The sequence below is a fragment of the Psychromonas sp. MME1 genome, assembly GCF_041080865.1.
GTDB lineage: Bacteria > Pseudomonadota > Gammaproteobacteria > Enterobacterales > Psychromonadaceae > Psychromonas.
Genome location: NZ_CP160906.1, coordinates 1,158,906 through 1,185,565 on the forward strand (window position 1 = coordinate 1,158,906; position 26,660 = coordinate 1,185,565).

A 26,660-nucleotide genomic window follows, 5' to 3' on the forward strand; every position below is an offset into this window, starting at 1 on the left:
GTTAAACTTTAAATAACATAGCTTTGTTATCGTATTTAACATAATATACATTATGCGCAGTTGTTGGTGTTGCCGATACAATATGTTTTATAAGTAACATCTCGTATTATTAGCATGTTTGTGAATACTCAAATTGAAATTTATTAGTAAGTAACTATTCATTAAATGCCTTAATTAAAAATAACACGGATGGTTAAAGAAATTTATCTACTTTAATGGCTTTAATACCTGATTTATGCCACTGAGTTTGTTCCGAGCAAAAAATTTGCGCGTCTACTCTTTTCGTTGGTTCTGTGTTTAAGCTTCCTGCTGGAACAAGTAAATATCTACCGCTTTGTGACAAAAATGGTAAAGCTGAGCCACAAACAAGACAAAAGTTTTTAGAAAATGAACGCGTTGGATGGATAAAACGCTTTATTTTATCCTGTCCAGCAATCCAACGTATATTATCAGGCTCAGTAAATAAATTGGATGCATGTGCTGAACCGGTTAGTTTTCTACATTGTTCACAATGACAAAAATAAAAGTGACTAAAGTTATCTTCAACAGCAAAACTGACCGCACCACAGCAGCATCCACCTGTTAATTCTTTATTCATATTAGGACTCCATATTATGTTGCAAAGCCTGAGAAGCTGGTTTGAACTATCAATCATTAATAAACTATTAGTGACAATATCTGAGATACAATTACTAATATAAAGTATATCCGTGCGCCCTATTAAAAATCTACCTCGGGTTAATTACTTCGAACTCGATACACTTGTTCTTGCAGACTTTGTATCTTGAAGTATTATGACCGCAAAGTGCAGTATAACGATATTAATGGAGATAGCGAATGTCTGAAAAAGTAATAAAATTTGAATTTGAAAAACATAATAAGAATAGCATTCGCTATAAAGAAGTCCCTGAAGATGGCATGCCTCCTATTTTAGGCTCGATTTATGTGCAAAAGTGGTTTGCTGGCGAGAATGAACAGATTGAAGTTACCATTAAGACTAAAAGTAAATAAATCAAAACGTGTTTTATTTCCTCGATTTTTCAGCAGGTTCAGTGATCATACTTTCTTCACTATCTGCGCACATATAGGCTCGGCTAGAGCAAAATGGTGTTAATGGTAAAGCTGAATTTAATGGCTGTTCATCTTCCTCGGTTATAGATGGTTTTGCATCACTCTCTAAATGATGCAACACACGTTGCGCCCAGAACCAAGCTAACAGTCCGAAAATTATCGAACCAATAGCCTGCCCAGTTATAACGCCAATAGCACCAAACCATTGACCACCAAAATATACAAATGGAATAGTACCAATCGTTGCTTTTCCTATATTCATAATGGTTGATGTTGTTGGATAGCCTAGATTATTAAATGCAGCATTCGCGATAAAAAGAATGCCATTAAAGGTAAAGGAGACACATATCCATGTGCAATAAAAACGGATTAACTCAGCCCCGTCAGCTTGTGCACCAAATAGCTGAATAATCAGGTTTTGGCTAAGATAAATAATTAACGCAAGCAAAATAACATAACAGGATGTAAATTGTATGGCACGCGTTAAGCTTAATTTCACGCGATCATATAAAAGCGCCCCATAGTTTTGCCCAATAATAGGACCAACAGCACCAGACATGGCGAAAATCATGCCAAAGGCAACTGGTATCAATCGTCCAATAATCGCCCAACCAGCGACGTAACTATCACCAAAGGATGCAATCGTCATCGTGACATAAGCGTTACCTAATGGTGTTGCGACATTGGTTATCATAGCCGGGATAGCAATATTAAAGATCTCTCTTTGATCCGTTAGCCATAATTTATAGCGGAATCGACTAATTAATTGATGTTTAACCATAACCCCATACAGTGCAACCCAAGCAACCGCAAAACGTGCGACAACGGATGCAGCCGCTGCACCATGCAGCCCTAAACCAAAAGTAAAGATAAACAGCGGATCCAAAATGGCATTAACACCGCCGCCAGCTAAGGTTGATAGCATTGCCCTTTTCGCATCACCGACGGAACGTAACGCTGCGCCAGCACTCATCGCCACACCTAAAACAGGCAATGACGGAAGTAATATACGCAGGTAGTCAACGGCAAAAGCGTGTGTTAGGCCGCGCGCACCAATTAAAGTAAGTAGTTCAGGTGTAAAATACCATGCGATTGCAGCGACAATAGCGCTAATAATAAAGCCCGTAACCATAATATTAATGACTAATTGGCATGCTTTTTTACGATCTTGCTGCCCTATCGCTTTTGATACTAAGGCACTCATTGTTATGGCTAAACCGATTGAAATCGACGTTGTAAAAAATGCGATTGTGCCGGCATACCCCACTGCGGCTGCCAGTTCAATTTCGCCTAATAAACTGATAAAAAATAGATCTGCAAGGTCAACAAGAAATAATGCAGTTAAGCCAATGGCATTGGTTGATGACATAACAACAATATGCTGAAAAATATTACCAGTGACGAATTTGCCTTTTTGCATGACGAAGGTTTATCCCTTTAGGTGTACTTGAACTAAAAAATTTGAATTGCAATTAACGAAGATGTAATAAATCAGATATTAAACAAATATAGCATCGCTTAATGGATAAGAAAGCATTTAGACTATTTAGGAATATTGATAGAGGTTAAGTATTTAACCTCTTCCATGACCACATAAGTACGAGAATCTTTGATATCCGGTAATGAAAGCAACGTTTGGTTTAAAACTTTACGATAAGCAGACATATTAGCAACACGGGTTTTTAATAAATAGTCAAAATCACCAGAGACAAGATGGCATTCCAAGATTTCATCGATTTGGTTAGCTGCACGATTAAATCGCTCAAATACATCCGCACTGCTTCTATTTAATGATATTTCGATATAAACCAGCATCGCGGCATCAAGATATTGCGGGTCTAATAACGCAGTATAGGATTTAATAACCCCCTGCTTTTCTAGCCGTTTTACCCGTTCTAAACAAGGGGTAGGACTTAAACCAATCCTTTTCGCTAATTCCACATTGGATATTCGGCCATCATTTTGCAACTCTCGTAAAATGTGTTTATCGAACCTATCTAGAGTCATCATCTGATTGATTTTCATAATTCAGTCTATTCCACTATAAATATCTATTTTTTTAAAATTATATGCTGAAAATGAAATAAATAAACAAAAAATAAAGACAAAAACACCAACAAATCTATTCTAATATATACAGACGTTGAATCATCCGTGTTCATATAGTTAAAAGGAAATAATTATGTTTATTGGTGTACCTAAAGAAATTAAAAACCATGAATACCGTGTTGGCATGACGCCTGCCAGTGTGCGTGAACTTGTACAAAATGGCCACGATGTTCTAGTACAAAAAGATGCGGCGGTTGGGATTGGCTTTAGCGATGCAGATTATATCGACGCTGGCGCGACCATTGCGCAAGATGCAGCCTCTATTTTTGCAGCAGTTGATATGATTGTGAAAGTTAAAGAGCCACAACCGTCTGAATGTGCAATGTTACGTCCAGATCAAATTTTATTTACCTATCTTCACCTCGCCCCTGATTTACAACAAACCGAACTGTTACTCAAATCTGGTGCGATTTGTATTGCCTATGAAACGGTTACCGATAATAAAGGTGGTTTACCCTTGCTAGCTCCCATGTCCGAAGTGGCTGGACGTATGTCTATCCAAGCGGGCGCGCAGGCATTGGAAAAATCTAATGGTGGACGGGGTATCTTGTTAGGCGGAGTCCCTGGCGTAGCACCTGCTAAAGTGGTTGTGATTGGTGGCGGTATGGTAGGCAATAATGCTGCACAAATGGCCGTAGGCTTAGGTGCAGAAGTAACCATTTTAGACCGTAATATTAATACCCTACGAGCTTTAAACATGCAGTTTGGTAATTCAGCGAAAGTGCTTTTTTCAACAACGGAAGTATTAGAGCAAGAGGTGCTTGCTGCCGATTTAGTGATTGGTGCCGTATTGATTCCCGGTGCGGCAGCCCCCAAATTGGTGACTAAAGAACATATCGCAAAAATGAAACCCGGTGCGGCGATTGTTGATGTAGCTATCGATCAAGGGGGCTGTTTTGAAACATCACATGCCACTACCCATCAAGATCCGACCTATATTGTTGATGATGTGGTGCATTACTGTGTCGCTAACATGCCAGGGGCTGTATCACTCACGTCATCATTTGCCCTAAATAATGCAACGCTGCCCTATATTATTAAACTCGCAAATTTAGGTTACAAAAAAGCATTGCAAAGTGATCGCGGATTAATGCAAGGGCTCAATGTTATTTCAGGAAAAATCGCCTGCGAAAGTGTTGCCAAGGCACATAATATGCCCTTTGTTGCACCCGATCTTCTTTTACTGTAACGACACTAACTATATAAAAGGAGCTAAACTAGCTCCTTTTATATGCTTTATCCGCGATAATAACGCTGCGCTACAAAAGGCATTTTTTCAACTTTCATGGCTAATTTCTTACCACGTACTGAGGCATAAAGTTCAGTGCCAAGTTCAATAAATTTACTGTCAAGATAAGCCATCGCAACGGGCATACCCTTGCTTGGTGCAAAGCTACCGCTTGTGACGATACCTATTTCATTATCTTGAGTATCAAAAAGTAGTGTACCTTCGCGCACGGGGGCTTTACTAATACCCAATAAACCAACTCGTTTACGCTTGATTTTTTTTGTTTTTATTTGCGCCAGAATAATATCTGCGCCAAGAAAGCCCCCTGCTCTTTGCCCATCTTCACGACGCACTTTACTCATCGCCCATAACAGACTGGCTTCCACGGGTGTCGTAGTTTGATCAATATCATGACCATACAAACAGAGGCCACACTCCAAACGTAACGAATCACGCGCGCCCAAACCAATCCATTCTACCTCCGAAAATGCCTGTAAAGCACGGGCCAATACCTGCGCATAGTCCGCTGGCACCGATATTTCAAAACCATCTTCACCCGTGTAACCTGAGCGGCTGACGTAACATTCAATATCGAGCAGTTGCATGGTGGTGCAATCCATGAATCGCAACTCATTAACGGCGGGATTAATCTGCGATAATATCTTTGCGGCGAGCGGCCCTTGCAGTGCCAGCAGTGCGCGATCATCTATGACTTCAAGGCGTACATCATTGGGCAAATTTGCCTTTAAGTGATTAATGTCTTGCTTCTTACATGCTGCATTAACCACAATAAAGAGATGGTCGCCAAAATTACTGACCATAAAATCATCAAGGATGCCGCCCTGCTCATTGGTAAAAAAGGCGTAACGTTGCTTGCCCTTCTCTAAATCAACAATATCAACAGGCACTAACGCTTCTAACGCTTGCGCAGCATTTTCACCTATTAAACGTATTTGCCCCATGTGTGACACATCAAATAAACCGGCCTTTTCGCGGCAATGTAAATGCTCTTTAAGTACACCTAATTTATATTGCACGGGCATATCATACCCCGCAAAAGGGACCATTTTTCCGCCCATTTCAATATGTAGTGCGTGCAGTGGGGTTATAAGTAATTGTTCTGACATTGGCAAATACTCCATATAGTGCAATGGTTGAATTAATGGTTAACGTAGTTAGGCGATGGATGAATGTCATGCCCATCAGGTTCGTTCAAAATCTCCTTTTATCTTAAGCATGTTATCGGTAAAAATAACCGTACGGCATAAATAATGAGAATATTCCAAGCGCATAATGATCAGTTTGAATTTTAACAAAAAAGTTACATCACCCCTTTTTTTAGCTAAGATTTATACGATTGTTGTTTAAAATATAACTCACTTAGAAACTGAAAATAACACTTTATGCTTGATTTAGTAAAGCATTTGGAATAATTTCTATTATAAGAAACAGATGTTCGCTTATTTTTACCTGACTTTTTACCACCATTGAAAAATAGATTTCAGCGATGAATACGCTCAATAAATTAGTTAAGGATATGCTATGGAAAGTACATTGAAGTTTACAGAAACACACGAGTGGGCACTTGATAATGGTGATGGCACCATCACGATGGGCATCTCGAACCAAGCACAAAAGTTTTTAGGTGATGTTGTTTTTGTTGATTTACCAGAGGTTGGAGATGAGGTCGATGCTGGAGATAGTTTTTCGCTAGTTGAGTCGGTAAAAGCCGCATCGGATCTTTATGCCCCCGTCTCAGGTGAAATTATCGAAATTAATGAAGAGCTCGAATCAAGTCCCGAGCTAATAAATGAATCCCCCTATTCAGCAGGCTGGATAGTTAAAATTCAACTATCAGATCCAAGCGAGCTCGACGACTTGCTTTCAAGTGAAGAATATTTGGCATTAAACGAGGATGAGGACGAAGACTAATAACGCACTCAATTTATAAATAGTTAGGTGGGATGTATATCAACCCGCCGCTGTTTTCACCCCTATTGCTATCGTTAACGCTGCTCACTGCCACCGTCTAGGAAAGTACATGACCGATACCTCGCTGCTTGATCTATTATCTAATAACAATGAATTCGCCACCCGTCACAACGGACCAGATAGTGAACAACAAAAGGTGATGCTTGAAACCATCGGCGTTGATAGCCTTGATCAACTGATTGAGGAAACTGTGCCTGCTGCGATCCGCTTACCTAAAAAATTGCAACTAGGCAATGCGCAAAGTGAATCGGAGATGCTAACTTCGCTTAAGGAGCTCGCCAGCAAAAATGTCTGTAACCGTAGTTATATCGGGCAAGGTTATTACAACACCTTTACCCCTAATGTGGTGTTGCGCAATGTCTTAGAAAATCCCGGCTGGTATAGCGCCTATACCCCTTATCAGCCTGAAATATCACAGGGGCGTTTAGAATCTCTGCTAAATTATCAACAAATGATCATGGATTTAACCGCCATGGAAATAGCAAATGCTTCATTATTAGATGAAGCAACCGCTGCCGCTGAAGCGATGACCCTTTGTAAACGCGCAGGCAAAAGCAAAAGTAATACCTTTTTTGTCTGTGACGAATTGCACCCACAAACGATTGATGTACTACACACTCGCGCCGAGTATATTGGTTTTGAAATTATCACAGGCGCACTCGATGAAATGGACAAACACGATATATTTGCCGCCATTTTACAATACCCAAGTACCACGGGGAATGTGCAAGATTTAACGGAACTCATTAGCCAAGCACACAGTAAAAATACTTTAGTAGCGGTTGCCACGGATTTACTCGCCTTAACACTGCTCAAAGCGCCCGGTGAAATGGGCGCAGATGTCGTTATTGGTAGTGCACAGCGGTTTGGTGTAGCGATGGGCTTTGGTGGGCCACATGCTGCTTTTATGGCAAGCAAAGATAAATTCAAACGCACCCTGCCGGGTCGCATTATTGGCGTTTCTAAAGATAGACGAGGTAATAGCGCCCTGCGCATGGCAATGCAAACACGCGAACAACATATCCGCCGTGAAAAAGCGACCTCTAACATCTGTACGGCACAGGCATTGCTTGCCAATATGGCGGCATTTTATGCAATTTATCATGGTCCCGCAGGCCTGCGTAAAATTGGACGGCGCGTACACCACCTAACGGCGATTCTTGCTGCAGGGTTACAAAGCGAAGGGATCGAACTACAACACGCTCACTTTTTCGATACCTTAACCATCAATTGTCCTGATCACGGCAAAGCGATTTACCATCGTGCACTAGCTAAAGGTATGAATTTACGCAAATTCCCCACCGCAGATAATGTGCCCGTACAACTTGGTATCAGTCTCGATGAAACTTCAACCATTAATGATGTCGATGATTTACTACTTACAATCACGGGAAAATCACTCCAAGCGAGCGACTTTGCCAACGCTATTAGTGCCGATGAATTCGCTGCAATTCCCTTAACTTGTCGCCGCGAGAGTGATTATTTAACGCACCCTGTTTTTAATAGATATCACAGTGAAACGCAAATGATGCGCTATATGAAAAAATTAGAGAATAAAGATTACTCCTTAACACATGGCATGATCCCACTGGGCAGTTGCACCATGAAACTTAATGCAGCCGCTGAAATGTTGCCGATCACCTGGCCTGAATTTTCTCAAATACACCCTTTCGCACCGACCGAGCAAAGTTTCGGTTATCAAGCCTTAGCAGAAAAATTAACGGAGATGTTATGTGAGATTACCGGTTACGATGGCTTTTCATTGCAACCCAATTCCGGTGCACAAGGTGAATATGCTGGGTTGATTGCGATTCAACGTTATCACCAAAGTAACGGCCAAGGTCATCGGAATATTTGTTTAATACCCAGCTCTGCCCATGGCACTAATCCCGCCAGTGCCGCCATGGTATCAATGCAGGTTGTGGTTGTTGCCTGTGATCCCTTAGGGAATATCGACCATGCGGATCTAAAGGTAAAAATAGAAACGCACCGTGATAATCTCTCATGTATTATGATCACTTATCCTTCAACGCACGGTGTTTATGAAGAAGGGATTCAAGAAGTATGCACATGGGTACACGAGGCAGGTGGTCAAGTTTACCTCGATGGTGCCAACATGAACGCACAAGTTGGGCTAACAAGCCCCGGATTTATTGGCGCTGATGTTTCCCATTTGAACCTGCATAAAACCTTCTGCATTCCCCATGGCGGTGGCGGCCCCGGCGTGGGGCCAATCGGCGTAAAAGCGCACCTCATCCCATTTTTACCCGGACACATTGAAGTGACTGAGTCTGCCGATAATAAACACTATGCCGTTTCCGCAGCGGAACTCGGATCAGCTTCTATTCTGCCAATCTCCTACGCCTATGTTGCCATGATGGGTGAAGCGGGATTAACACAGGCGACTAGGCTTGCCATACTCAATGCCAATTACATTATGGCGCGTTTACGTCCACACTACCCAGTTTTATATCGCGGTAAAGCGGGTCGTGTTGCCCACGAATGTATTATTGATATTCGCCCTATCGAAGCAGCATCGGGCATTTCAGGCGAAGATATTGCCAAACGTTTAATGGACTACGGCTTTCACGCACCAACCATGTCTTTTCCCGTTGCGGGCACATTAATGATAGAACCAACGGAATCGGAGGATTTAGCCGAATTAGATAGATTTTGTGATGCCATGATTGCGATTCGCCAAGAAATTGCTCAACTGCAAAGCGGCGTGTGGACAGCTACGGATAACCCATTAACCAATGCCCCTCATACACAGGCCGATTTAATGGATGATATATGGCCACACAGTTACAGTAAAGAAGTCGCTTGCTTCCCCACTCAACAGAGTAAAGAGAGCAAATACTGGCCAGCAGTCAATCGCGTTGACAACGTCTTTGGCGACCGCCACCTATTCTGCGCCTGCCCAAGTATTGACAATTATGAGTAGGGTGAAAAATGGTTGATGACTAGAGCATTACCCCACCTATAAAACTAATTAAATTTTTAATAAATTTTGTGAGTAAGTTTTATCATATTCGCGACTTTCAACTATGAAACTAATTTGTTACGCCCATTGTCTTTTGCAATATACAGTTTTTCATCGGCTAGCCTCATCATTGATTTAAGATCTTTTTTTATACCATGAAATAAACCGATGGAAACGGTAACATTAATCTTTACACCATCTTTTTTATATGACGTTGATGCTATTTTTTTTCTCAAGATTTCAAAAACATCAATAGCTTTCTTTAGCGTCAAATCAGAAAGAACAATACAAAACTCCTCTCCACCATTCCTAACAATAAGATCTTTTTTTCTGAGGCTAGATTTCAAAACTTGGCTAATTAATTTTAAAATATCATCACCAATATCATGGCCATAAGTATCATTAATAAGCTTAAAATGATCTATGTCTATCATTGCAACAGATAAATAACTGTTAGAAATAAGTGCAGATTGTATTAATTTTTTAGACTCGCTTTCTAAAGCACGTCGATTTTTTAGTTGAGTAAGCGGATCAATTGTAGCCTCTATACTTTTTTCTTTTATAGTATCTAGCATTTCGAGCACTTGCATAATTCTAAGAGTTAATTGCTCTTTAACAAAAGGTTTAGTAATAAAGTCATTTGCTCCTTTTTTCAAAAATTCAATAGAAAGTTGGCTATTGTAACCATGTGGTGTAACACCAAGAATTCCAAGAGTAGTAGATGGAAATTGCTCTCTTATATCTTCAACAAGCTCTACACCTTGTATTTCTCCACTTATATCAAGAATCAATTAAAACAAGTTGAATATCTCGGTGCTCTTTTAATAAAGCTAATGTGTTCTGGGCATTATTACTTTGTAAAGAGTCTAATCCAAATTGCTGTAAATTTTTTGCTAATTTATTACGAAAACTCTCCGAACCATCAACAATTAATGCCTTACTAAAACTATTTTTATATACGCGCTCAATTAGCCTTGTACTATAAAGAATGTCACTATTGGGTTTTTTGAGTAAATACTCAAAAACACACTTATCTAACAATATCTCTCTGATTTCATTAGAGTACTCTTCTGTATACACAATAGTTGGGATTTCATTTTCAATGAGTAAATCAACTCCCTGCCCATCCATTGCACCTTCAAGATAATAATCAAGCAAAGCAATAAATACATTATCTTTATTAGTTTTTAAGTATGCTTGAAGTTGATGAAAATTAGCTACACTATCTACAGGGTAAGTAAAATTTTCATTTAATTCCTCAATCTTCTTTTTTAATAATTGCGGATTATCTTCTATTAATAATATTTTTTTCATTTAAAAATTACCCGTATCACATAAATCAGTCAAACGCTTTAAATTTCTATCAGCTGTTTCTTTCGTTAAGGTGCGAACTACATTAGGGTACTTTTGGTTTGACCAATATAGTTGCAATGCAGCGATGCTTTGTTTGAGTAATTTTTGTGATAATTTCACATTACTCGCTCTTTGCGTTTCAATACTTTTTTGTATCTTGTTAAGAAAGACTTACCAAAAGTCATACCATAACACTCAAAGGTGAAGATATACATGGCTTGTATAAATCGCTTTTTTTACAGCAGTAAGGTAAATACCAGATAAGTTTTTACTTTTATTTAGAAAAAACTTTAAAATAGCTTCATTTTCAAAGGCAACGGTATACTGCGCAGGTGTCATACCATTGATATATTCAACATTAGGATTAAACCCTTCATCAATAAAAAGGTTTGTGTGTCCCCTATTAGCGATGTTTCTTTAAATACACAACTCTATTTTTACAGATTTTCTAAAAAGTGAATATTTTGTTTTATAGTCGTCAATGATTGAAAACAGCTCTTTCATCGCTTTATCGTATTTTATATCTCCCTCTCTGTCATCAAACCTTCCTCCTCTATCACAGTTCCACTGGGGGTGTAGACATAACAGATAATTATCAGGGTTTCTTGGGCCGTATATATAAAAGTTATTGATGAGGAAATCATCAAGTTTCCTGGTTAACGGGACAAGAGAATCAAACGATTTCGAGATATTTTCAATAACAAAAGAAATTTTAACTTTTTCTACTTCATACATAAAGTCAGTTAATGGCTCCAAATTTTTGGAGTAATACGCATGATTTACTTCTACGTCATCAAAGAAACTCATTAATGTCTCATCATCGAGCATTTCGTTTAATTTATTAAATAATGCAATGTCATGATCAATTGCTTTTTGGTTAGTTTCACTTTTGTAATTTACTTCAATTTTGGTTTTTTCTCTTTGAAGCAATATATTATGCGTTAGCCCTAAACTTATTAATAAGACTCCAATAAGTGAGTCATAAGAACCAAGTATTTTAATGTTGAATTGTGTCACTAGGACGGCATTTATAATACTTTGAAATATGGATGTCGTAGTAAGGCCTAAGCCAGCAATCACAACGGCCCAAGTAACTTTATTAGAAAACTCTGGAAAGAAAAGCCTAAATGCTTTTTCTATTGTTTCCCACGATATTTGCAAAACATTCCCCTGAAACATAACGAGGCTGTAGAATTTCTCATTTTTAGCCTGATTTTTTTAAATAAAAAAACACAATAATTCATAATTTATTGATATTCAATTAAATATTCTGTTTATGATAACTAACTGATCAAATTGAGTGATATATCGCTGAATTGGCTGGATTAGGGAGCGTCCATCTCATCACCCAAACCTTATAATTGATTTACATCAATAAAAAGGTTTGGATGTTCTGCACCATACTCGGGGACATCCATATTTGATCCCAACAAAATCAATGCATTAAAACCTTTGGGGGCGAAAGCGACTTAAGTTTATCAGGATATTATAGTCACAGTATTTATTTCCATACATCAATGGTGCAGAGAGCAAATAAAAACCGTGGTTAGCTCATTCAACCATTTAACCATTTAATCGAGAAGTAACAACTCTTTGCTACTGTAGGCAAAAAACAAAGACTTGATCCTGATGGTGTATCCCTTTATTTTTATTACTCGGCTAAAAAGCGGACTCCACCATTTTCAATTAATTTATTATCAAAATCAAAGAAGGTTGCATTTTCCCATGATGAACCGGATTTTTGTTTAAACCCTGATGCAGAACAAGCATTACTAACCCAAGCTGGTTCCCAATAAATAATGCCAAGAACACTTTGTTTAATCGCCTCTTTTTTTAAATCTAACAACCAACGCGCCTGATTTTCTGGGCTTGCAGGTTGATATCCTTTGGGCATGACGGCCAAAACATTATGTAGTTGGTCATTCCATTTATCTGTCCAAGGTAAAGCAGTTTCTACAATCATTACATCTTTAGTATAGCGTTTTTTAAGCGCTTTTATATTCTGGCCGAGCTCTGCGATATTTAATTCAGACCATTGTGCATAATAGGATAAACCGATTATATCAAAATCAGTGACACCAGCATTTTTTGCAGCCCAAAACCAATGATTAGCATTTGATGCATTGGCTATATGAATGATGATTTTTGCCTGACCATTTCCTTCTTTACGCGCCGCTTTTATTCCTGCATTTAATAATGCAGCATTACGTACCCAGTTAATTGGGTAGCCTTTGTTATCCCATGGGACCATTATTTCGCGATCTATCTCATTGCCTATTTGAACATAATCAGGACTTAATTGTGCAAGTGCAAGTCTAGAAAGAACATCATTGCTATATAGGTATACTCTTGCAGCTAACGAATCCGTATCCCCTAGATATTTTTCCCAAGCTTTAGGGATAATTTGTGCACTAGGATCTGCCCATGTGTCAGAATAATGAAAATCAAGCATGACTTTCATGTTATTAGCCTTTGCTTGTTGAATGCTTAATTTGACATCTGCGTAGTTTGAATAGTGATTAACCTTGCCATCCGCGTCCTGCCAATTTGGATTTACCCATATCCGGATCCTAGCCAGATTGCCACCTTGCTCAGATATAATCTGGTAAACATTTTTTGCGCCATCACGATCATAAAAAATGATCCCACAATCTTGCATTTGATTAGCCGATGAAAGGTCAACGCCACGAATGAAATTGTTTTCAACAGAAGACACTATATATGCAGGTAGTACAAGCGCTATTAGGCAAAATATTTTTAGATAATTTGTGTAAAAATACATGTTAGGAAATACCTTTTTAGGCAGTCAATTAATTGGTAAATAAAATCTGTAAACGTCTATGGAATCGCATTTTGAATTTTTACAATTCAATGAAACAATCCATATCATTAATTTTATCTGTTGAAATCATACGCACGTTTAATTTCAACCATTTGCACTGTAGTATGATTGATACCATTTATTACGACCAATTTTTTGCGCTAAATAATGGTCAGGATCACGCTTCCACTGCAAAATTGCCTCTGCAGTTTCCCAGTAAGAAATAGCCATTTCTTGTTCGCCGGCGGTTGCTGCAACAACATCAATGCAGTCATACATGCAAATACAAGGTTTCATTGATACTGGGCATGGCTGTATTGCCAGCAAAGATCCTAAGACCGAACTCTACTCCCATCATTAACGCCATCGTTGATAAAAAATTAATTTCTTTTTTTGCATCAATATCGGTAGGATTCATTCGCTTACAGAAAAGCTAACGCTATTCATCTCAAAGGTTAAGTCACTTGTAAATTTTCCTCGCTAAATTTTCTTTTTTACCTATTAAGGTCTTTATGAATACACTTATTAAGAAAGTGCTTTTTTCGCTTTCACTTGTACTATCGACAGCTTCTGTTATCGCTGCCAATCAATCTAACGACTCCTTCAGTCGTGCTAAAAAAAACATGGAGAATGAAGTCTATAGCAACAATCGTTCTACCCTATATTGTGGTGCGGCATTTGATAAGCGTAAAAATATCACCCCTCCCACGGGTTTTGAAACTTCGACACACTTGAAACGCGCTAAAAAAGTTGAATGGGAACATGTCGTGCCCGCTGAAAACTTTGGCCGTACATTTTCAGAGTGGCGCGATGGCGATAAGCAATGTGTGAATAGCAAAGGTAAGGCATTTAAAGGTAGACGCTGTGCAGAAAAAGTTAATCAAGAGTATCGCTATATGCAAGCGGATATGTTTAATTTATACCCCGCTATTGGCGCTGTAAATGCGTTAAGAAGTAATTATAATTTTACGATGCTACCTGCCGCAAAAAACAGTTTTGGTAGTTGTGCGATGAAAATAGAGAATAGTAAAGCAGAGCCACCAGAAGCGGCAAGAGGCCAAATTTCTCGTACTTATTTATACATGGAAGACACTTATAGCCGTTATCGAATGAGTAACCAGCAGAGACAACTGATGAATGCATGGGACAAAATGTACCCAGTCAGCGCGTGGGAATGTCAGCGGGCTAAAAAAATAGCAGCCCTGCAAAAAAATAGTAATCATGTTGTGCAAAGTCGCTGCGAAGCTAAAAATTTGTGGAAAAGATAATGTTCTAAATGGGCAAATATCATTAATAGGTAATGATATTTGCCCATTTATATTGCATCTGTTTTGCTGTTTTTTCAGCGAGCGTTGCCGATGATAATCGCGAAACTAAATATAAACTCATATCGATGCCAGCAGAAATGCCTGCAGAGGTGATATATTTACCCGTATCTATCCATCGTTTATTGTCGATCACCGTTAAGGCCGGATAATCCGCTTGTAGGTCGGCAATGTCCTGCCAGTGTGTGGTAACAGATAAACCATCAAGTAAGCCCGCCTGAGCTAATATGAAAGCGCCAGTACAGACGGAAAGCACCATATCAGCCCTATTTGCGACCTCCTTAACCCAGCTAATGACATTTGTTTTTTGTACTTCTTGGTCATGAATACCGCCAACAACTATTAAAATATCGATATGCGGATGATCTGAAAAGTCGTAATGAGGTTTGACTAAAAAACCACCTCGAGCAGTGACAATATCCGCAGATTGTGCGACAAAAAATATATTCCAGTCATTAAAAGCAAGCCTACTAGCAGTACTCAACACTTCAAATGGGCCCGAAAAATCAAGCACTTCTGCATTATCATAGATATATATCGCGATATTCATTGTACTCACCTCTACTGATCATACCAATTCCGGTAAGTATGTGATCTACATTTTGCGCAGGAAAAACAGCTTAATTCAAGGCCTAATTTGACGTAAATGGCTATTCCCTTTGCGAAAATTACAACGCAGCAGTAAGTAGTTTTAACCAGTAAAATAGATCTGCTATTTATCGGAATTGGTATTAAATGTGTTCATTCACTTGTGCATTGTATATGCTAGATACAGTTCCATTAATAGGTTAGTTTATATGCACAATAAATATTCTTTATTTTTAACTTTTGTTATTTCAATTATCTCCCTGCCTTCGCTTGCCAGTGAAGAAACATTGGTCACATTAGAAAATGGCAAGGTAGTGAAACTCAATCCTGATTTCACTTGGCAATATGTGGTTGATATTAATTCCATAAAAAAAGATCAAGCATCCACTTCCGTTGCAATTGAACAAAAGCAGTCGCCTACCATTGTAACTAATCCGAAAAGTCAGTGGCTTAGCCTAAATGATGTTACTCAAAAAAATGATGTCAATGTAAAACTACTTTCAACCCAGTGGGAAAATGGTCGCCTTGGCTTGATTTTTGAGTTAGCCAGTCAGAGTCCTGACAATTACGTAACCATTGACTTAGCCGTTAGTCTATTTTCAGATAGCGGTGAGTTGCTAAAAGAGGACCATATCAATGTTTGGCAAGCTACCTTTAGATTGCCTGATAGCTATCTACGAAAAGGGCAAGTAAGAGAAAGTCGTATTTTTTGGTTCTCAGGTATTAATAAAGAACAATGGACGAAACAGCTAATTAATATCAATATTGAGAAAATGGAATCGCGCGGATAACGATACCCATGCAACTTCATGATGCGATGCTGCTATTTTCCATCCCCCACGTGGTAATAGCACATAACGCAGCGATATTATGATAAGCAACAATATAAATCAGCTACTTATATAGATTGGTATAAAGCCGCTTCAATATCATTAATCAGTTCTTGGGGCTTGGTTGTTGATCCATAACGGGTAATAGCGCCACTTTTACTGATTAAAAATTTAGTAAAATTCCATTTAATGTTTTCAGTGCCCATTACACCCGGTGCAGTTGTTTTGAGCTCTTTATATAGCGGGGCGGCATTACTGCCATTAACGTCAATTTTTGCAAACATAGGAAAGGTCACACCGTAATTTTTCTGACAAAATGTGGCAATATCGCTATTACTGCCCTTCTCTTGTTCAGCAAATTGATTACACGGAAAACCAAGAACAACAAACCCCTGATCTTTATATTGTTCATATAAGGCTTGTAGACCTTCATATTGATAGGTAAAGCCACAGTTGCTGGCTGTATTTACAATCAATACTACCTGACCTTGATAAACGGATAAGTCTTGTATATCACCTGAAAGTAACGGCATACTTTTATTTAAGATAGACATAGTTTGGCTCCATTTTATAACGCTAAAGAAACATTAAAATAGCAAGTTCCAACCAGTTGCTTTCCAATATTGTTGCTCAGTGACTAAATCAGCCTGTAACAATTTATTATTCTCTAACCAATCGATATCTTCACAGTCCAGCGTCCATTCATCATCACGGGCGTCAATTGTGATATTCAGTGAGGGTTGATCATTACGTTGTGCATTGAGCACGATAGCAAGGCGTAATACGCGAATCAGAGCAATAATATGTTTTTTCTTAAACAGGGTAAAGTCATCGATTTCAACTAATTTAAGTGATTTGCGCTGATATCTCACTAGCATAGAAATAACTAATTGTTGTTCGCTGTTAAAACCCGGCATAGTCGTATGGCGTAAAATATAAGCGGAGTGGCGATGAAAGCCCTGCAAGCTAATACTTAATCCGACTTCATGTAATAGTGCAGCCCAAGATAACAGATCAAACAACTCACTCGATTTTTTTAACCCAACCTCAGAAGCAACCTGATCTAATAATGCGATAGCTTGCTCCTTAACATCCGTTGCATATTTAACATCAACTAAATGTTTGCTTGCAAGGTTTTCCGTGGTGCGCAAACGAATATCAGCACATTTAAAACGATCTTCCATCTCATAGAGTAGTCCTTCTCGCAAGGCACCGTCAGAAAAATGCATCTCTTTGATATTTAAGGCTTGAAATATTGCACTTAAAATTGCCACACCAGCCGCAAAGACGGGCTTTCTTTCATCGCTAAGCCCGGTAAGTTGAATATCATCAATAGTTGACCATTCGCATAAGGTCGAAATGAGTTTGGATAACCGATCTTCACTAATAATGCCATCTTCATAGCCCATACCAACGAGCACTTCATTGATTGCTTTAATTGTCCCTGAGGAACCAAAGGCTAAATCCCAGCCAAGCCTGCGATACTTGTAGTCAATAAACTCAAGGCTTTGTGCTGCTGCAAGTCTTGCACTAGCAAAGTTTTTATTTGAAAGCTTGCCATTTTTGAAAAATCGATTGGAATAATTAACACAGCCCATCGGGGTACTGTTAACTAATACGGGTTCAAAACCGTTTCCAATAATGAGTTCAGTGCTGCCTCCTCCAATATCAACCACTAACATAGAATCGGCTTGTGGTTGCGTATGAGCAACACCGAGGTAGATTAAACGTGCCTCTTCAGTTCCAGGGATGACCTCTATAGGAAATGGTAATATTTCTAAGGCGCGACGTAAAAATAGGGTGGCATTTTTTGCTTGTCGTAATGTATGTGTCGCTGCGATCCGCACATTATGAGGCTCAAAACCTTGTAAACGTTCGGCGAACATAGCCAAACATTCCAGCCCTCTTTGCATTGCTGCTTCATCGAGGTGTTTATGCTCATCTAAACCATCCCCTAAACGTACTCTTTGTTTATGGCGGCTTACTAACTGTAAATCTTGATCATTAACTTTTGCAACAACCATGTGAAAACTGTTAGATCCAAGGTCTATTGCTGCAATATCTTTAATGTCAGTTTCATTTGATAGAGTTTGATTCATCACCATTACGCATCTCTTTAGATCTTCGGGTTTGTCTTTCTAAGTTTTTAATATAATCATAGGTCGCTAATTGAGAACGTACATTTTTTCTGTTACCACGATCGACATACAGGTTACTCATCTCTTTATCGATAACTCTGGCTTTAACGGTGTCTGTAAATTGAATATTAATAATATCAATAATACGCTGTTTTAAACGTTCATCACGAACAGGTGCCCCCACTTCAATACGATTATCTATATTTCGCGTCATCCAATCTGCTGAAGATATATAGACTAATGGATTGCCTTCATTATGGGTGATCAGAACGCGAGGATGCTCTAAAAAGCGATCAATAACACTAATAACTTGAATATTATCACTCACCCCTTCTACACCGGGAACAAGCGAGCACATACCACGAATAATCATTTTAATTTTAACGCCGACACTACTTGCGGTATAGAGTTTATTAATCAATCCATTATCGACTAAATTATTGACTTTTAGGGTTATGGCTGCTTTTTTTCCCACTTTGGCATTACTAATTTCATTATCTATTAGACGATATAACTGGTTACGGGAATTACGAGGTGAAACAATTAAATGGTCAAAATGTACTGGGCGGTATGGGTTTTCTATGTAGCCAAAAACATTTCTCACTTCAGTGGCGAGTTCTTGATCGGAAGTTAGTAAAGAAAAATCAGTATAAATACGTGCTGTTTTTTCGTGGAAATTCCCTGTGCCCATATGGGCATAACGGATTATTTCTTCGCCCTCTTTACGACTAATGAGTAACAGTTTGGCGTGAATTTTCATACCAGGGGCACCAAAAACGACTTGCACACCTGCTTCGGTTAAAACGCGTGACCATTCCATGTTCGCTTCTTCATCAAAACGCGCCTGCAACTCCACAACGACTACGACTCGTTTACCGTTATGTACAGCATCGACAAGGGAACTCATCAAACGCGAGTCTTTCGCAACCCGATAGATATTAATCTTGATACTAATCACTTTGGGATCAAAGGATGCTTGCCGAACCAGTTCCGTAATATGTTCAAAGGAGTGGTAGGGATAGTGAAGTAAAATATCACGAGCACGAATGGCATCAAAGGCATTGGCATATCCTTCGAAATCGGCACATTTAAGCGGTGGTAACGATTTATTTTCTAAATAACGGGGCCCGACATTAGGAAAGCTAATGAAGTCTTTAAAATTTTGGTAGCGTCCACCGGGAAGTAAGCTATCGTAGTTTGAGATTTTTAGTTTATCACAAAGAAATTTCAGCAAGTTGCTCGGCATATTACTTTCATAGACAAAGCGAACGGGCATTGCAGTTAAGCGCTGGCTTAACCCTTCCGATAATTGCTCAATTAAGCTGTACTCGACCTCATGGCGTAAATCATACTCAGCATCACGTGTCATTTTCATTGCATAACCAGCAAGCTCCTCATATTCGAGAAAACCTCTGAATATATCATCCAAACAGTAACGGATAATATTATCTAATAAAATAATTGTTTTACGTCGTTTACCCTTTTGCTCGGGAACCATAATAAAGCGAGGAAGATGATCCGTTGGAATTTCAATGAGGGCATATTGGCTTTGATCTTGTTGTTTTAAATCAACTGCGATATAAGCATATTCATCTTTGAGAAACTGCATTACATCAATATCTTCACGCATCAATAGTGGAGTAACATGCGGTCGAACTTCGCTATGAAAATATTTACGAACCCAAATTTGTTGTGTTTCATCTAACTGAGTTTCGTTAACAAGAAATATACGTCGACGAGCCATTTCTAAAATAAGCTCATTATATAAATCATCAAAGTCTTGATTAAGTTTAAATGCTTTACTCTGCATACGCTTTAACAGATGCTTGGTGTTGTCATTTCCTCCGCGCTCTCGGTTAATTAATATTTGTCTTTTAACATCGGAGAAACGAACTTTGTAAAATTCATCCAAATTATTTGAGAAAATACCTAAAAAGCGAATTCTTTCAATAAGTGGAACCGATTTATCCGCCGCTTCTTGCAATACTCTCTCATTAAATGAAAGCCAGCTTAGTTCCTTTTCTATATACAACTTTTCAGCAATCATAATTAAATTTTAACCTGTCAGTTATTATTATTTTTAAATAGTCTATACCCATGTTACCTCAAAATGCTTTGTCAGGCGCTAGCTTGGATACCAGAGCAAGACGTAACATGAGGTAATTGTTATTCACACATTAATTTTGACATCAAGATGACACTTAAATGAACCGTCACACAATTGTAATATTAACAGCTTAGAGTATAGCCCGTATCTGTGACACTTTTATTACATCTGCTAAAAATCTATTTGTAATACCCCCAACACAACAAACTAGTCACCGTGTTTTAGTGCTTGATGGTATAACAATAGGAAAAACTTACCAGTAACCAGCCTGAAAGCCGAAGACCTTCATATTTATTCAAGCTTATAACATACGCGCAAATAGATTTATACGTTTTAAAGCAATAATTTACAACCCTGTGCAATAAGCTACACCACCTGTGGCGGCACTAAGTGATAACACTTGTCTCGTTACTGCGCGATACCGCATGCAATATAACTAAATGATGAAGCTTAATCCCATCTTAGTGCACTTTTTCTTGCTCACTTTGCATCTTGAAGTATCATGGAGACATGCTGGCCAATATTAAAGGATACTAATATGATAACCGTTGCTACACCGTCAGGATTTGAATGGAATGAAATAAATAGTCATTGGGTTAAAAATTACTTAACTCGTAAAACCGCCCTCCTTCAAAAATTGACAGGCGGCATTGGTGTCGATATTCATAATCTTAACCAGTATCAATTCCAGCAACTCTGTGAACTGTTGGAAACGACAGCAGATGGTCGTGAATTACGTAACCAGTTATTTAAAGCTTGGCGTAGTAAAAAATCCCGCGATAGTGATAATGGTAAAAAACTCTATACATTCAATATGTCCATTAAAGCGGGTGATCAACTAAAAAAGTTAGCCAAAGGTAAACCGCTTAATCAGACCCTAGAGAAACTTATTTTTGCAGGAAAACAAGCTTCTCAAGCAACACAAAAAGAGCAGTTAAAAATAGCACGACTCAGCCAAGAAAATGGACAACTGAGAGAAAAATTAAATACCCTTGGTGATACTAACAATTCAGAGGAAGCCCATATGCAATCGCTGATCAATAAGGATCTACAGGTAAAAGCATTAGCCGAACTTGAAAAATCACAATTAATTAAACAAATTTTACTGTTGAAACGCAAAATCAATCAGCTTAGTTAATGCGCTTCATTGTTTCGCACTTGTTGTAACACAAAATCACAAAATACTTGATTTGCTCTTGATAAGTAACTATCTCGACGCCAAGCCAAGCTCAAGTCGATGATAAATGGCTCTGCAAAGGGACGCGTCACTATTTGATCATCCTCTTGGATTGCTAATCTCCACATCGGTGAAATGGCGTATCCTTTGCGAATTACCGATTTAATTAAGGGAAGCAGATTGGTTGTAAAGGAGACCTTAGGGATTGTCTTTTCCTGACGGCTGATTTTTTGGATGAATCCATGATGGTAATAACTATTACCAAACAACACCAACTCGTGAGCGAGAAAGTCCTTTGATTCGATTTTCTCTAAATCTGCTAAAGGATGTTCAGGTGCCATACAGACTACCATTTCAACCTGTATTAATTTATGGCTAGCTAACTCTGGTAATAAATCTTTATCGGCAATAACCCCTAATTCAATGTCTCCATCTAATAATTTTTGCCTTATATTACGCGTACCAGTATCTATGATATTTTGGCTTAAGCCAGGATATTGATGTTTAAAAGCCATTAATATAGGTGGGAAAAAATACGATCCTAGTACGCTTGGTAAGCCAATTTGTACCTCACCCTGCTGTAAACCATCAATCGCTTGAATGGCTAATTTAGCATCTTTAGCCTGTTGTAAAATTTGCCTAGCGTGTTGTAAAAATTGCTGACCAGCTTTGGTTAATCCCACCCCCCTTTCGCGACGGTGAAAAAGCGGAACATTGATATCACTTTCTAGTTTTTTAATGCTAGAACTGATGGCAGGCTGCGCCATATTTAAGTGTCTTGCTGCCGCTGAAATAGATCCCGTTTCAACAACAGTGATAAAATGGTGCAGTTGCCTAAATTCCATCATTATCCTCCACTAAGGTAACTTTTATTCCCGACTTTGTATCTTGATGCATCACAGGTATAGATTATATCTATGGGTGTCATAAAAACAACATTATTTATTTATTGATAAATTGAGCATATTCTTATTTTGTGTATGAAATAACGTGATGATGCTATGAAGAATATAACCCATTATAATTCCTTAACTATCTCAATTTGCCTTTGCTCGATTGTAACCTTTTTAAATATCTATTGGTTACAACCGTTGTTACCACTATTACAGCAAAGTTTTGCAATTACCCCTCTTGCGGCTAATCTTGCCATGTCAGCGCCCTTTCTTGGCATGGGGCTTGGGTTATTAATACTAGCAAGTTTGTCAGATGCGATAGGCCGGTATCCCATCCTATTATGCGGCACAGCAGCGGGTTTATGCGTTTCACTATCATTACCACTGGTAGAAAACTACACCTTATTTATATTTTTACGATTTATACAAGGTGCTTTTTTAGCTGCTTGCCCTGCGGTTGCGATCCCTTTTTTCCGGGAGGAGTTAAGAAAAAGTTGGTTACCAAGCGCTGTGGGTTTTTATATCGCATGTAATACCTTAGGCGGTATTAGTAGTCGGCTAATCAGTGGTATTGGGATTGAATATTTCGATAGTTTACGCGCTACTGGTTACATTATCGCGCTGTTAAGCTGCGCACTCTTTGCTTTGGTCTTTCTATTTCTGCCGAAACAACGCCATTTCATCGCAGAAAAGTTCAATTTAACAACCAGCTTAAAACAATTTTCAATACATCTTAAACGCCCTCAATTAATATTGATCTACCTACTTATTGGCTTGGCATTTGGTTGCTTTGTGAACTTATTCAGTTATTTAATGATTGTTCTTGAAGGTAGCCCCTATGATTTACCCAGCTGGGCACGTAGCTTAATGTTCCTCACCTTTTTAGGCGGGACACTGAGCGCATCATTTGCTGGTCAGTTCGCCAAAAAGCATGGGCAGTTAGCGGGTATTATTACCGGGATCATCATTATGCTCGGTGCCAATGTTTTATTAAGTAACTCAGATTTAACTTTGATGGTGATGGGGATGGTGACCATCGCAATAGGTTTCTTTTTTTGCCATACCCAAGCCAGTACGTTGGTTGGAAAAATGGTCAATAAAGGCAAGGGAAGCGCGCAGGCACTATACAGTTTATTTTACTATACAGGTGCCAGCTTGGGGGTCTTTTTCATTGATCCATTCTATCAACATTGGGGATGGCCAGGCGTCATTGCCAGTACCACTATTGCCTTAGTTATTTGCCTTGTATTGGTCGCGATTTATCAACTAAAATTTTTGCCACAGCATATACTGGTACTTCAAGATGCGAAATCAGCAAGAAAAATAGTGCCGCGATGCTAAGCATAAAACTAAAATACAGTCATCTACATAACGTTTTTATAACAAAGCAGATGGATGCTATTTTCCATGCCCAACGGTGCTCTAGCGCTATCCTCACTAGATTTTTTCTAGTATAGCTGGTTAGTATGTTAATCATTTGCTTGCTGTATCAACTAACTGGATGTATATTCCGCATCAATTTGCTGCCAAAAAAATTAAGGAAAAAGGATGCGTTTTGACTTTCCAATTATCATCATTGACGAAGATTTCCGTTCAGAAAATACCAGTGGTTCAGGTATAAGAGAGCTTGCCGAAGCGATTGAAAAGGCGGATATGACGGTTATTGGCTATACACATTACGGTGATTTAGCTGCTTTTGCTCAACAACAAAGTCGGGCTGCTGGTTTTATATTATCTATCGACGATGAGGAATTTGGTAACGGTGGTGAGGAAGATAGTGAATCAGTCCTACTTGAGTTACAAAATTTAGTTAATAATATTCGTCATCGCAATCCTGAAATTCCAATATATCTATATGGTGAAACACGTACAGCTCGTCATATTCCTAACCAAATATTACGTGAATTGCATGGCTTTATTCACATGCATGAAGATACACCTGAATTTGTGGCCCGCCATATTATACGTGAAGCAAAGAGTTATTTAGATAGTTTAGCTCCCCCGTTTTTCAAAGCTTTAACACATTATGCTGAAGATGGCTCATACTCATGGCATTGCCCTGGCCACTCTGGCGGCGTCGCATTCTTAAAATCACCCGTTGGCAGAATGTTCCATCAATTTTTTGGTGAAAACATGTTAAGAGCTGATGTATGTAATGCCGTAGAAGAGCTAGGCCAATTACTTGACCACACAGGCGCTATTGCTGCATCAGAACGTAACGCAGCACGAATTTTTAATGCAGACCATCTCTTTTTTGTCACCAACGGGACCTCTACATCCAATAAAATAGTTTGGAATTCAACGGTAGCACGTAATGATATTGTCGTCGTTGACCGTAATTGTCATAAATCGATTTTACATGCGATTATGATGACTGGGGCGATTCCTGTTTTCTTGATGCCAACACGCAATCACTATGGAATTATCGGGCCAATTCCCCGTCAGGAGTTTGAACCTGCTAAAATCCGTGAAAAAATGGAAAACAATCCTTTTATTAAAAAATTATTAAGCGAAGATGCTAATTTAAAACCACGTATTTTGACTATCACTCAATCAACCTACGATGGTATTTTGTATAATGTCGAAGAGATTAAATCATTACTCGATGGTGAAGTTGATACGCTGCATTTCGATGAGGCTTGGCTGCCACATGCTGCATTTCATGATTTTTATGGTGATTACCATGCAATCGGAGAAGGACGCACCCCTTGTAACGAGTCTATGGTATTTTCCACCCAATCAACACATAAGTTGTTGGCTGGTCTTTCTCAAGCATCACAAATTTTGGTACAAAACGCCACAAACAATCATTTAGATACGGATCTATTTAACGAAGCCTATCTAATGCACATGTCGACAAGTCCACAGTATGCCATCATTGCATCTTGTGATGTCGCCGCGGCAATGATGGAAGCGCCCGCAGGCACGGCTTTAGTTGAAGAATCACTAGACGAAGCGTTAGAGTTTCGTCGTGCGATGCGCAAAGTAGATGATGAATATCAAGAAGATTGGTGGTTTAAGGTTTGGGGACCTGACGATTTAACCGATGAAGGTTTAGATGAACGCGACTCTTGGATGCTACGCGCCGATGAGAATTGGCATGGTTTTGGTGCGATTGAAGAAGGCTTTAATTTACTCGATCCGATCAAAGCGACCATTTTAACGCCCGGGCTTACCGTAGATGGTGGCTTTGAAGAGACGGGTATCCCCGCCGCGATCGTCGCCAAATATTTAGCTGAACATGGCGTAGTCATTGAAAAAACGGGTCTATATTCATTCTTTATTATGTTCACTATTGGTATCACCAAAGGTCGTTGGAATACCATGGTGACGACGTTACAACAATTTAAAGATGATTATGACAAAAATGCTCCTTTGTGGCGTATTTTGCCGGAATTTATTATTCAATATCCGCAATATGAGCGCGTTGGTCTACGCGATTTATGTCAGCAGATTCACCAGATATATACGCAACATGATGTCGCGAAACTAACCACATCAATGTATTTATCGGATTTGGTCCCTGCAATGATCCCCGCCGATGCCTTTGCAAAAATGGCACATAAAAAAATAGAGCGTGTGCCACTTGATGACTTGGTTGGTCGCATTACTGCGGTGATGTTAACCCCATATCCACCGGGCATCCCTTTATTAGTGCCAGGGGAAGTGTTTAATGAAACGATTGTTAAGTATTTAAAATTTGCCCGTGAATTTAATCAAAAATTACCTGGTTTTGAAACTTTTATACATGGCTTAGTTGCCCAGGAAATAGAAGGAAAAATGCATTATTTCGTCGATTGTGTGATTGAGTAAAGACCCCCTAACAGGTGTACTTATACGCGATAATCATTAAGGATGGATTAAGCTTTCTACCTTGATGATTATCGCAAGACGCGCATTAACAGCATCGACTTTTTATTAATTCTCAGTGACACGTTGAAATTAATTTAATTGTTAATTGCATACTTTTATTGGTTATATATGGTTAAATCTGTGCCTATATATTGACTCTTGTATCAATAAATTTTAAGTTAATCTATTCCTT

24 protein-coding genes are annotated in these 26,660 nt (G+C 38.8%); 9 read left to right on the forward strand and 15 right to left on the reverse strand.

Translation table 11 applies throughout. The features are described from left to right. Positions 1-193 precede the first annotated feature (193 nt). Positions 194-598 carry a GFA family protein gene (locus AB2N10_RS05475; RefSeq protein WP_354625813.1) on the reverse strand — a complete coding sequence of 135 codons (405 nt, stop codon included), beginning with the start codon at positions 596-598 and terminating at the stop codon, positions 194-196. Positions 599-837: 239 nt separating this feature from the next. Between AB2N10_RS05475 and AB2N10_RS05480 the strand changes: the two genes are divergently transcribed. Further along, positions 838-1,011 (forward strand): hypothetical protein, encoded by a 174-nt coding sequence (locus AB2N10_RS05480; protein WP_354625814.1) that lies wholly within the window; start codon positions 838-840, stop codon positions 1,009-1,011. A gap of 13 nt (positions 1,012-1,024) precedes the next feature. Here AB2N10_RS05480 and AB2N10_RS05485 read toward each other — a convergent pair whose 3' ends face one another. Next, entirely contained in the window at positions 1,025-2,491 is a 1,467-nt protein-coding gene (locus AB2N10_RS05485; protein ID WP_369434448.1) for an MATE family efflux transporter, read from the reverse strand. A 122-nt stretch (positions 2,492-2,613) separates the two neighbouring features. After that, positions 2,614-3,096 (reverse strand): leucine-responsive transcriptional regulator Lrp, encoded by a 483-nt coding sequence (gene lrp / locus AB2N10_RS05490; protein WP_354625817.1) that lies wholly within the window; start codon positions 3,094-3,096, stop codon positions 2,614-2,616. Positions 3,097-3,253: 157 nt separating this feature from the next. Here lrp and ald point away from each other — a divergent pair, with 157 nt between their 5' ends. Continuing rightward, entirely contained in the window at positions 3,254-4,369 is a 1,116-nt protein-coding gene (gene ald / locus AB2N10_RS05495) for an alanine dehydrogenase (RefSeq protein WP_354625818.1), read from the forward strand. Positions 4,370-4,416: 47 nt separating this feature from the next. On the opposite strand, the gene gcvT is transcribed toward ald, so the two are convergent. Then, positions 4,417-5,535 (reverse strand): glycine cleavage system aminomethyltransferase GcvT, encoded by a 1,119-nt coding sequence (gcvT, locus tag AB2N10_RS05500; protein WP_354625819.1) that lies wholly within the window; start codon positions 5,533-5,535, stop codon positions 4,417-4,419. 415 nt (positions 5,536-5,950) lie between these two features. Between gcvT and gcvH the strand changes: the two genes are divergently transcribed. Together gcvH and gcvP are read left to right on the forward strand one after the other, a co-directional pair. Continuing rightward, the gene (gene gcvH, locus AB2N10_RS05505) at positions 5,951-6,340 is read left to right on the forward strand and encodes a glycine cleavage system protein GcvH (RefSeq protein ID WP_354625820.1); all 390 of its coding nucleotides are present in this window, start codon (positions 5,951-5,953) and stop codon (positions 6,338-6,340) included. 109 nt (positions 6,341-6,449) lie between these two features. Further along, complete coding sequence (gcvP, locus tag AB2N10_RS05510; RefSeq protein WP_369434449.1) at positions 6,450-9,344, forward strand: aminomethyl-transferring glycine dehydrogenase; 2,895 nt, start codon at positions 6,450-6,452, stop codon at positions 9,342-9,344. Positions 9,345-9,445: 101 nt separating this feature from the next. Here gcvP and AB2N10_RS05515 read toward each other — a convergent pair whose 3' ends face one another. From AB2N10_RS05515 to AB2N10_RS05540, 6 genes are all read right to left on the reverse strand, one after another. Continuing rightward, a complete protein-coding gene (locus AB2N10_RS05515) occupies positions 9,446-10,174 on the reverse strand; it encodes a diguanylate cyclase (RefSeq protein WP_369434450.1) in 729 nt (242 codons plus the stop codon). Then, complete coding sequence (locus AB2N10_RS05520) at positions 10,164-10,697, reverse strand: hypothetical protein (protein ID WP_369434451.1); 534 nt, start codon at positions 10,695-10,697, stop codon at positions 10,164-10,166. Before AB2N10_RS05520 ends, AB2N10_RS05515 begins: the two co-directional genes overlap by 11 nt. Next, positions 10,698-10,856, reverse strand: a complete 159-nt coding sequence (locus AB2N10_RS05525) for a hypothetical protein (RefSeq protein ID WP_354625824.1) — start codon at positions 10,854-10,856, stop codon at positions 10,698-10,700. A gap of 297 nt (positions 10,857-11,153) precedes the next feature. Continuing rightward, positions 11,154-11,897: a hypothetical protein gene (locus AB2N10_RS05530; RefSeq protein WP_369434452.1), complete on the reverse strand. Its 744-nt coding sequence runs from the start codon at positions 11,895-11,897 to the stop codon at positions 11,154-11,156. 490 nt (positions 11,898-12,387) lie between these two features. After that, the gene (locus AB2N10_RS05535; RefSeq protein ID WP_369434453.1) at positions 12,388-13,452 is read right to left on the reverse strand and encodes an arabinogalactan endo-beta-1,4-galactanase; all 1,065 of its coding nucleotides are present in this window, start codon (positions 13,450-13,452) and stop codon (positions 12,388-12,390) included. A 210-nt stretch (positions 13,453-13,662) separates the two neighbouring features. Then, positions 13,663-13,836, reverse strand: a complete 174-nt coding sequence (locus AB2N10_RS05540) for a hypothetical protein (protein WP_354625291.1) — start codon at positions 13,834-13,836, stop codon at positions 13,663-13,665. Between the two features lie 233 nt (positions 13,837-14,069). On the opposite strand from AB2N10_RS05540, the gene AB2N10_RS05545 reads away from it, so the two are divergent. Further along, a complete protein-coding gene (locus tag AB2N10_RS05545) occupies positions 14,070-14,825 on the forward strand; it encodes an endonuclease (RefSeq protein WP_354625290.1) in 756 nt (251 codons plus the stop codon). Between the two features lie 22 nt (positions 14,826-14,847). On the opposite strand, the gene AB2N10_RS05550 is transcribed toward AB2N10_RS05545, so the two are convergent. After that, positions 14,848-15,432, reverse strand: a complete 585-nt coding sequence (locus AB2N10_RS05550; protein WP_354625289.1) for a DJ-1/PfpI family protein — start codon at positions 15,430-15,432, stop codon at positions 14,848-14,850. A gap of 247 nt (positions 15,433-15,679) precedes the next feature. On the opposite strand from AB2N10_RS05550, the gene AB2N10_RS05555 reads away from it, so the two are divergent. Beyond that, the gene (locus tag AB2N10_RS05555) at positions 15,680-16,261 is read left to right on the forward strand and encodes a DUF3157 family protein (RefSeq protein WP_369434454.1); all 582 of its coding nucleotides are present in this window, start codon (positions 15,680-15,682) and stop codon (positions 16,259-16,261) included. 107 nt (positions 16,262-16,368) lie between these two features. Here AB2N10_RS05555 and AB2N10_RS05560 read toward each other — a convergent pair whose 3' ends face one another. From AB2N10_RS05560 to ppk1, 3 genes are read right to left on the reverse strand one after another with little or no spacing between them, the layout of a single operon-like run. Further along, positions 16,369-16,854, reverse strand: coding sequence for a glutathione peroxidase (locus AB2N10_RS05560; protein ID WP_369434455.1), 486 nt, complete (start codon positions 16,852-16,854; stop codon positions 16,369-16,371). 33 nt (positions 16,855-16,887) lie between these two features. Then, a complete protein-coding gene (ppx, locus tag AB2N10_RS05565; RefSeq protein WP_369434456.1) occupies positions 16,888-18,405 on the reverse strand; it encodes an exopolyphosphatase in 1,518 nt (505 codons plus the stop codon). Continuing rightward, positions 18,377-20,485 carry a polyphosphate kinase 1 gene (ppk1, locus tag AB2N10_RS05570; RefSeq protein ID WP_369434457.1) on the reverse strand — a complete coding sequence of 703 codons (2,109 nt, stop codon included), beginning with the start codon at positions 20,483-20,485 and terminating at the stop codon, positions 18,377-18,379. The genes ppx and ppk1 overlap by 29 nt, the downstream gene beginning before the upstream one ends. Before the next feature lie 598 nt (positions 20,486-21,083). Between ppk1 and AB2N10_RS05575 the strand changes: the two genes are divergently transcribed. Then, positions 21,084-21,683: a hypothetical protein gene (locus AB2N10_RS05575; RefSeq protein ID WP_369434458.1), complete on the forward strand. Its 600-nt coding sequence runs from the start codon at positions 21,084-21,086 to the stop codon at positions 21,681-21,683. Here the strand turns inward: AB2N10_RS05575 and AB2N10_RS05580 are convergent. After that, a complete protein-coding gene (locus tag AB2N10_RS05580) occupies positions 21,680-22,570 on the reverse strand; it encodes a LysR family transcriptional regulator (protein WP_369434459.1) in 891 nt (296 codons plus the stop codon). The genes AB2N10_RS05575 and AB2N10_RS05580 overlap by 4 nt on opposite strands. Positions 22,571-22,723: 153 nt before the next feature. Here AB2N10_RS05580 and AB2N10_RS05585 point away from each other — a divergent pair, with 153 nt between their 5' ends. Both AB2N10_RS05585 and AB2N10_RS05590 read left to right on the forward strand, forming a co-directional pair. Beyond that, the gene (locus AB2N10_RS05585) at positions 22,724-23,956 is read left to right on the forward strand and encodes an MFS transporter (protein ID WP_369434460.1); all 1,233 of its coding nucleotides are present in this window, start codon (positions 22,724-22,726) and stop codon (positions 23,954-23,956) included. Positions 23,957-24,163: 207 nt separating this feature from the next. After that, complete coding sequence (locus tag AB2N10_RS05590) at positions 24,164-26,428, forward strand: arginine/lysine/ornithine decarboxylase (protein WP_354625284.1); 2,265 nt, start codon at positions 24,164-24,166, stop codon at positions 26,426-26,428. Positions 26,429-26,660: the final 232 nt, after the last annotated feature.

What these genes read in the sequence shown, in the direction of transcription:
- AB2N10_RS05485 (WP_369434448.1), bottom strand. Translation starts at nt 2,491, where the DNA reads ATGCAAAAAGGCAAATTCGTCACTGGTAATATTTTTCAGCATATTGTT.
- AB2N10_RS05480 (WP_354625814.1), top strand. Translation starts at nt 838, where the DNA reads ATGTCTGAAAAAGTAATAAAATTTGAATTTGAAAAACATAATAAGAAT.
- AB2N10_RS05560 (WP_369434455.1), bottom strand. Translation starts at nt 16,854, where the DNA reads ATGTCTATCTTAAATAAAAGTATGCCGTTACTTTCAGGTGATATACAA.
- ald (WP_354625818.1), top strand. Translation starts at nt 3,254, where the DNA reads ATGTTTATTGGTGTACCTAAAGAAATTAAAAACCATGAATACCGTGTT.
- AB2N10_RS05555 (WP_369434454.1), top strand. Translation starts at nt 15,680, where the DNA reads ATGCACAATAAATATTCTTTATTTTTAACTTTTGTTATTTCAATTATC.
- AB2N10_RS05580 (WP_369434459.1), bottom strand. Translation starts at nt 22,570, where the DNA reads ATGATGGAATTTAGGCAACTGCACCATTTTATCACTGTTGTTGAAACG.
- lrp (WP_354625817.1), bottom strand. Translation starts at nt 3,096, where the DNA reads ATGAAAATCAATCAGATGATGACTCTAGATAGGTTCGATAAACACATT.
- gcvP (WP_369434449.1), top strand. Translation starts at nt 6,450, where the DNA reads ATGACCGATACCTCGCTGCTTGATCTATTATCTAATAACAATGAATTC.
- AB2N10_RS05550 (WP_354625289.1), bottom strand. Translation starts at nt 15,432, where the DNA reads ATGAATATCGCGATATATATCTATGATAATGCAGAAGTGCTTGATTTT.
- AB2N10_RS05520 (WP_369434451.1), bottom strand. Translation starts at nt 10,697, where the DNA reads ATGAAAAAAATATTATTAATAGAAGATAATCCGCAATTATTAAAAAAG.
- AB2N10_RS05585 (WP_369434460.1), top strand. Translation starts at nt 22,724, where the DNA reads ATGAAGAATATAACCCATTATAATTCCTTAACTATCTCAATTTGCCTT.
- AB2N10_RS05575 (WP_369434458.1), top strand. Translation starts at nt 21,084, where the DNA reads ATGATAACCGTTGCTACACCGTCAGGATTTGAATGGAATGAAATAAAT.
- AB2N10_RS05545 (WP_354625290.1), top strand. Translation starts at nt 14,070, where the DNA reads ATGAATACACTTATTAAGAAAGTGCTTTTTTCGCTTTCACTTGTACTA.
- gcvT (WP_354625819.1), bottom strand. Translation starts at nt 5,535, where the DNA reads ATGTCAGAACAATTACTTATAACCCCACTGCACGCACTACATATTGAA.
- AB2N10_RS05540 (WP_354625291.1), bottom strand. Translation starts at nt 13,836, where the DNA reads ATGTATGACTGCATTGATGTTGTTGCAGCAACCGCCGGCGAACAAGAA.
- ppx (WP_369434456.1), bottom strand. Translation starts at nt 18,405, where the DNA reads ATGGTGATGAATCAAACTCTATCAAATGAAACTGACATTAAAGATATT.
- AB2N10_RS05475 (WP_354625813.1), bottom strand. Translation starts at nt 598, where the DNA reads ATGAATAAAGAATTAACAGGTGGATGCTGCTGTGGTGCGGTCAGTTTT.
- AB2N10_RS05590 (WP_354625284.1), top strand. Translation starts at nt 24,164, where the DNA reads ATGCGTTTTGACTTTCCAATTATCATCATTGACGAAGATTTCCGTTCA.
- ppk1 (WP_369434457.1), bottom strand. Translation starts at nt 20,485, where the DNA reads ATGATTGCTGAAAAGTTGTATATAGAAAAGGAACTAAGCTGGCTTTCA.
- gcvH (WP_354625820.1), top strand. Translation starts at nt 5,951, where the DNA reads ATGGAAAGTACATTGAAGTTTACAGAAACACACGAGTGGGCACTTGAT.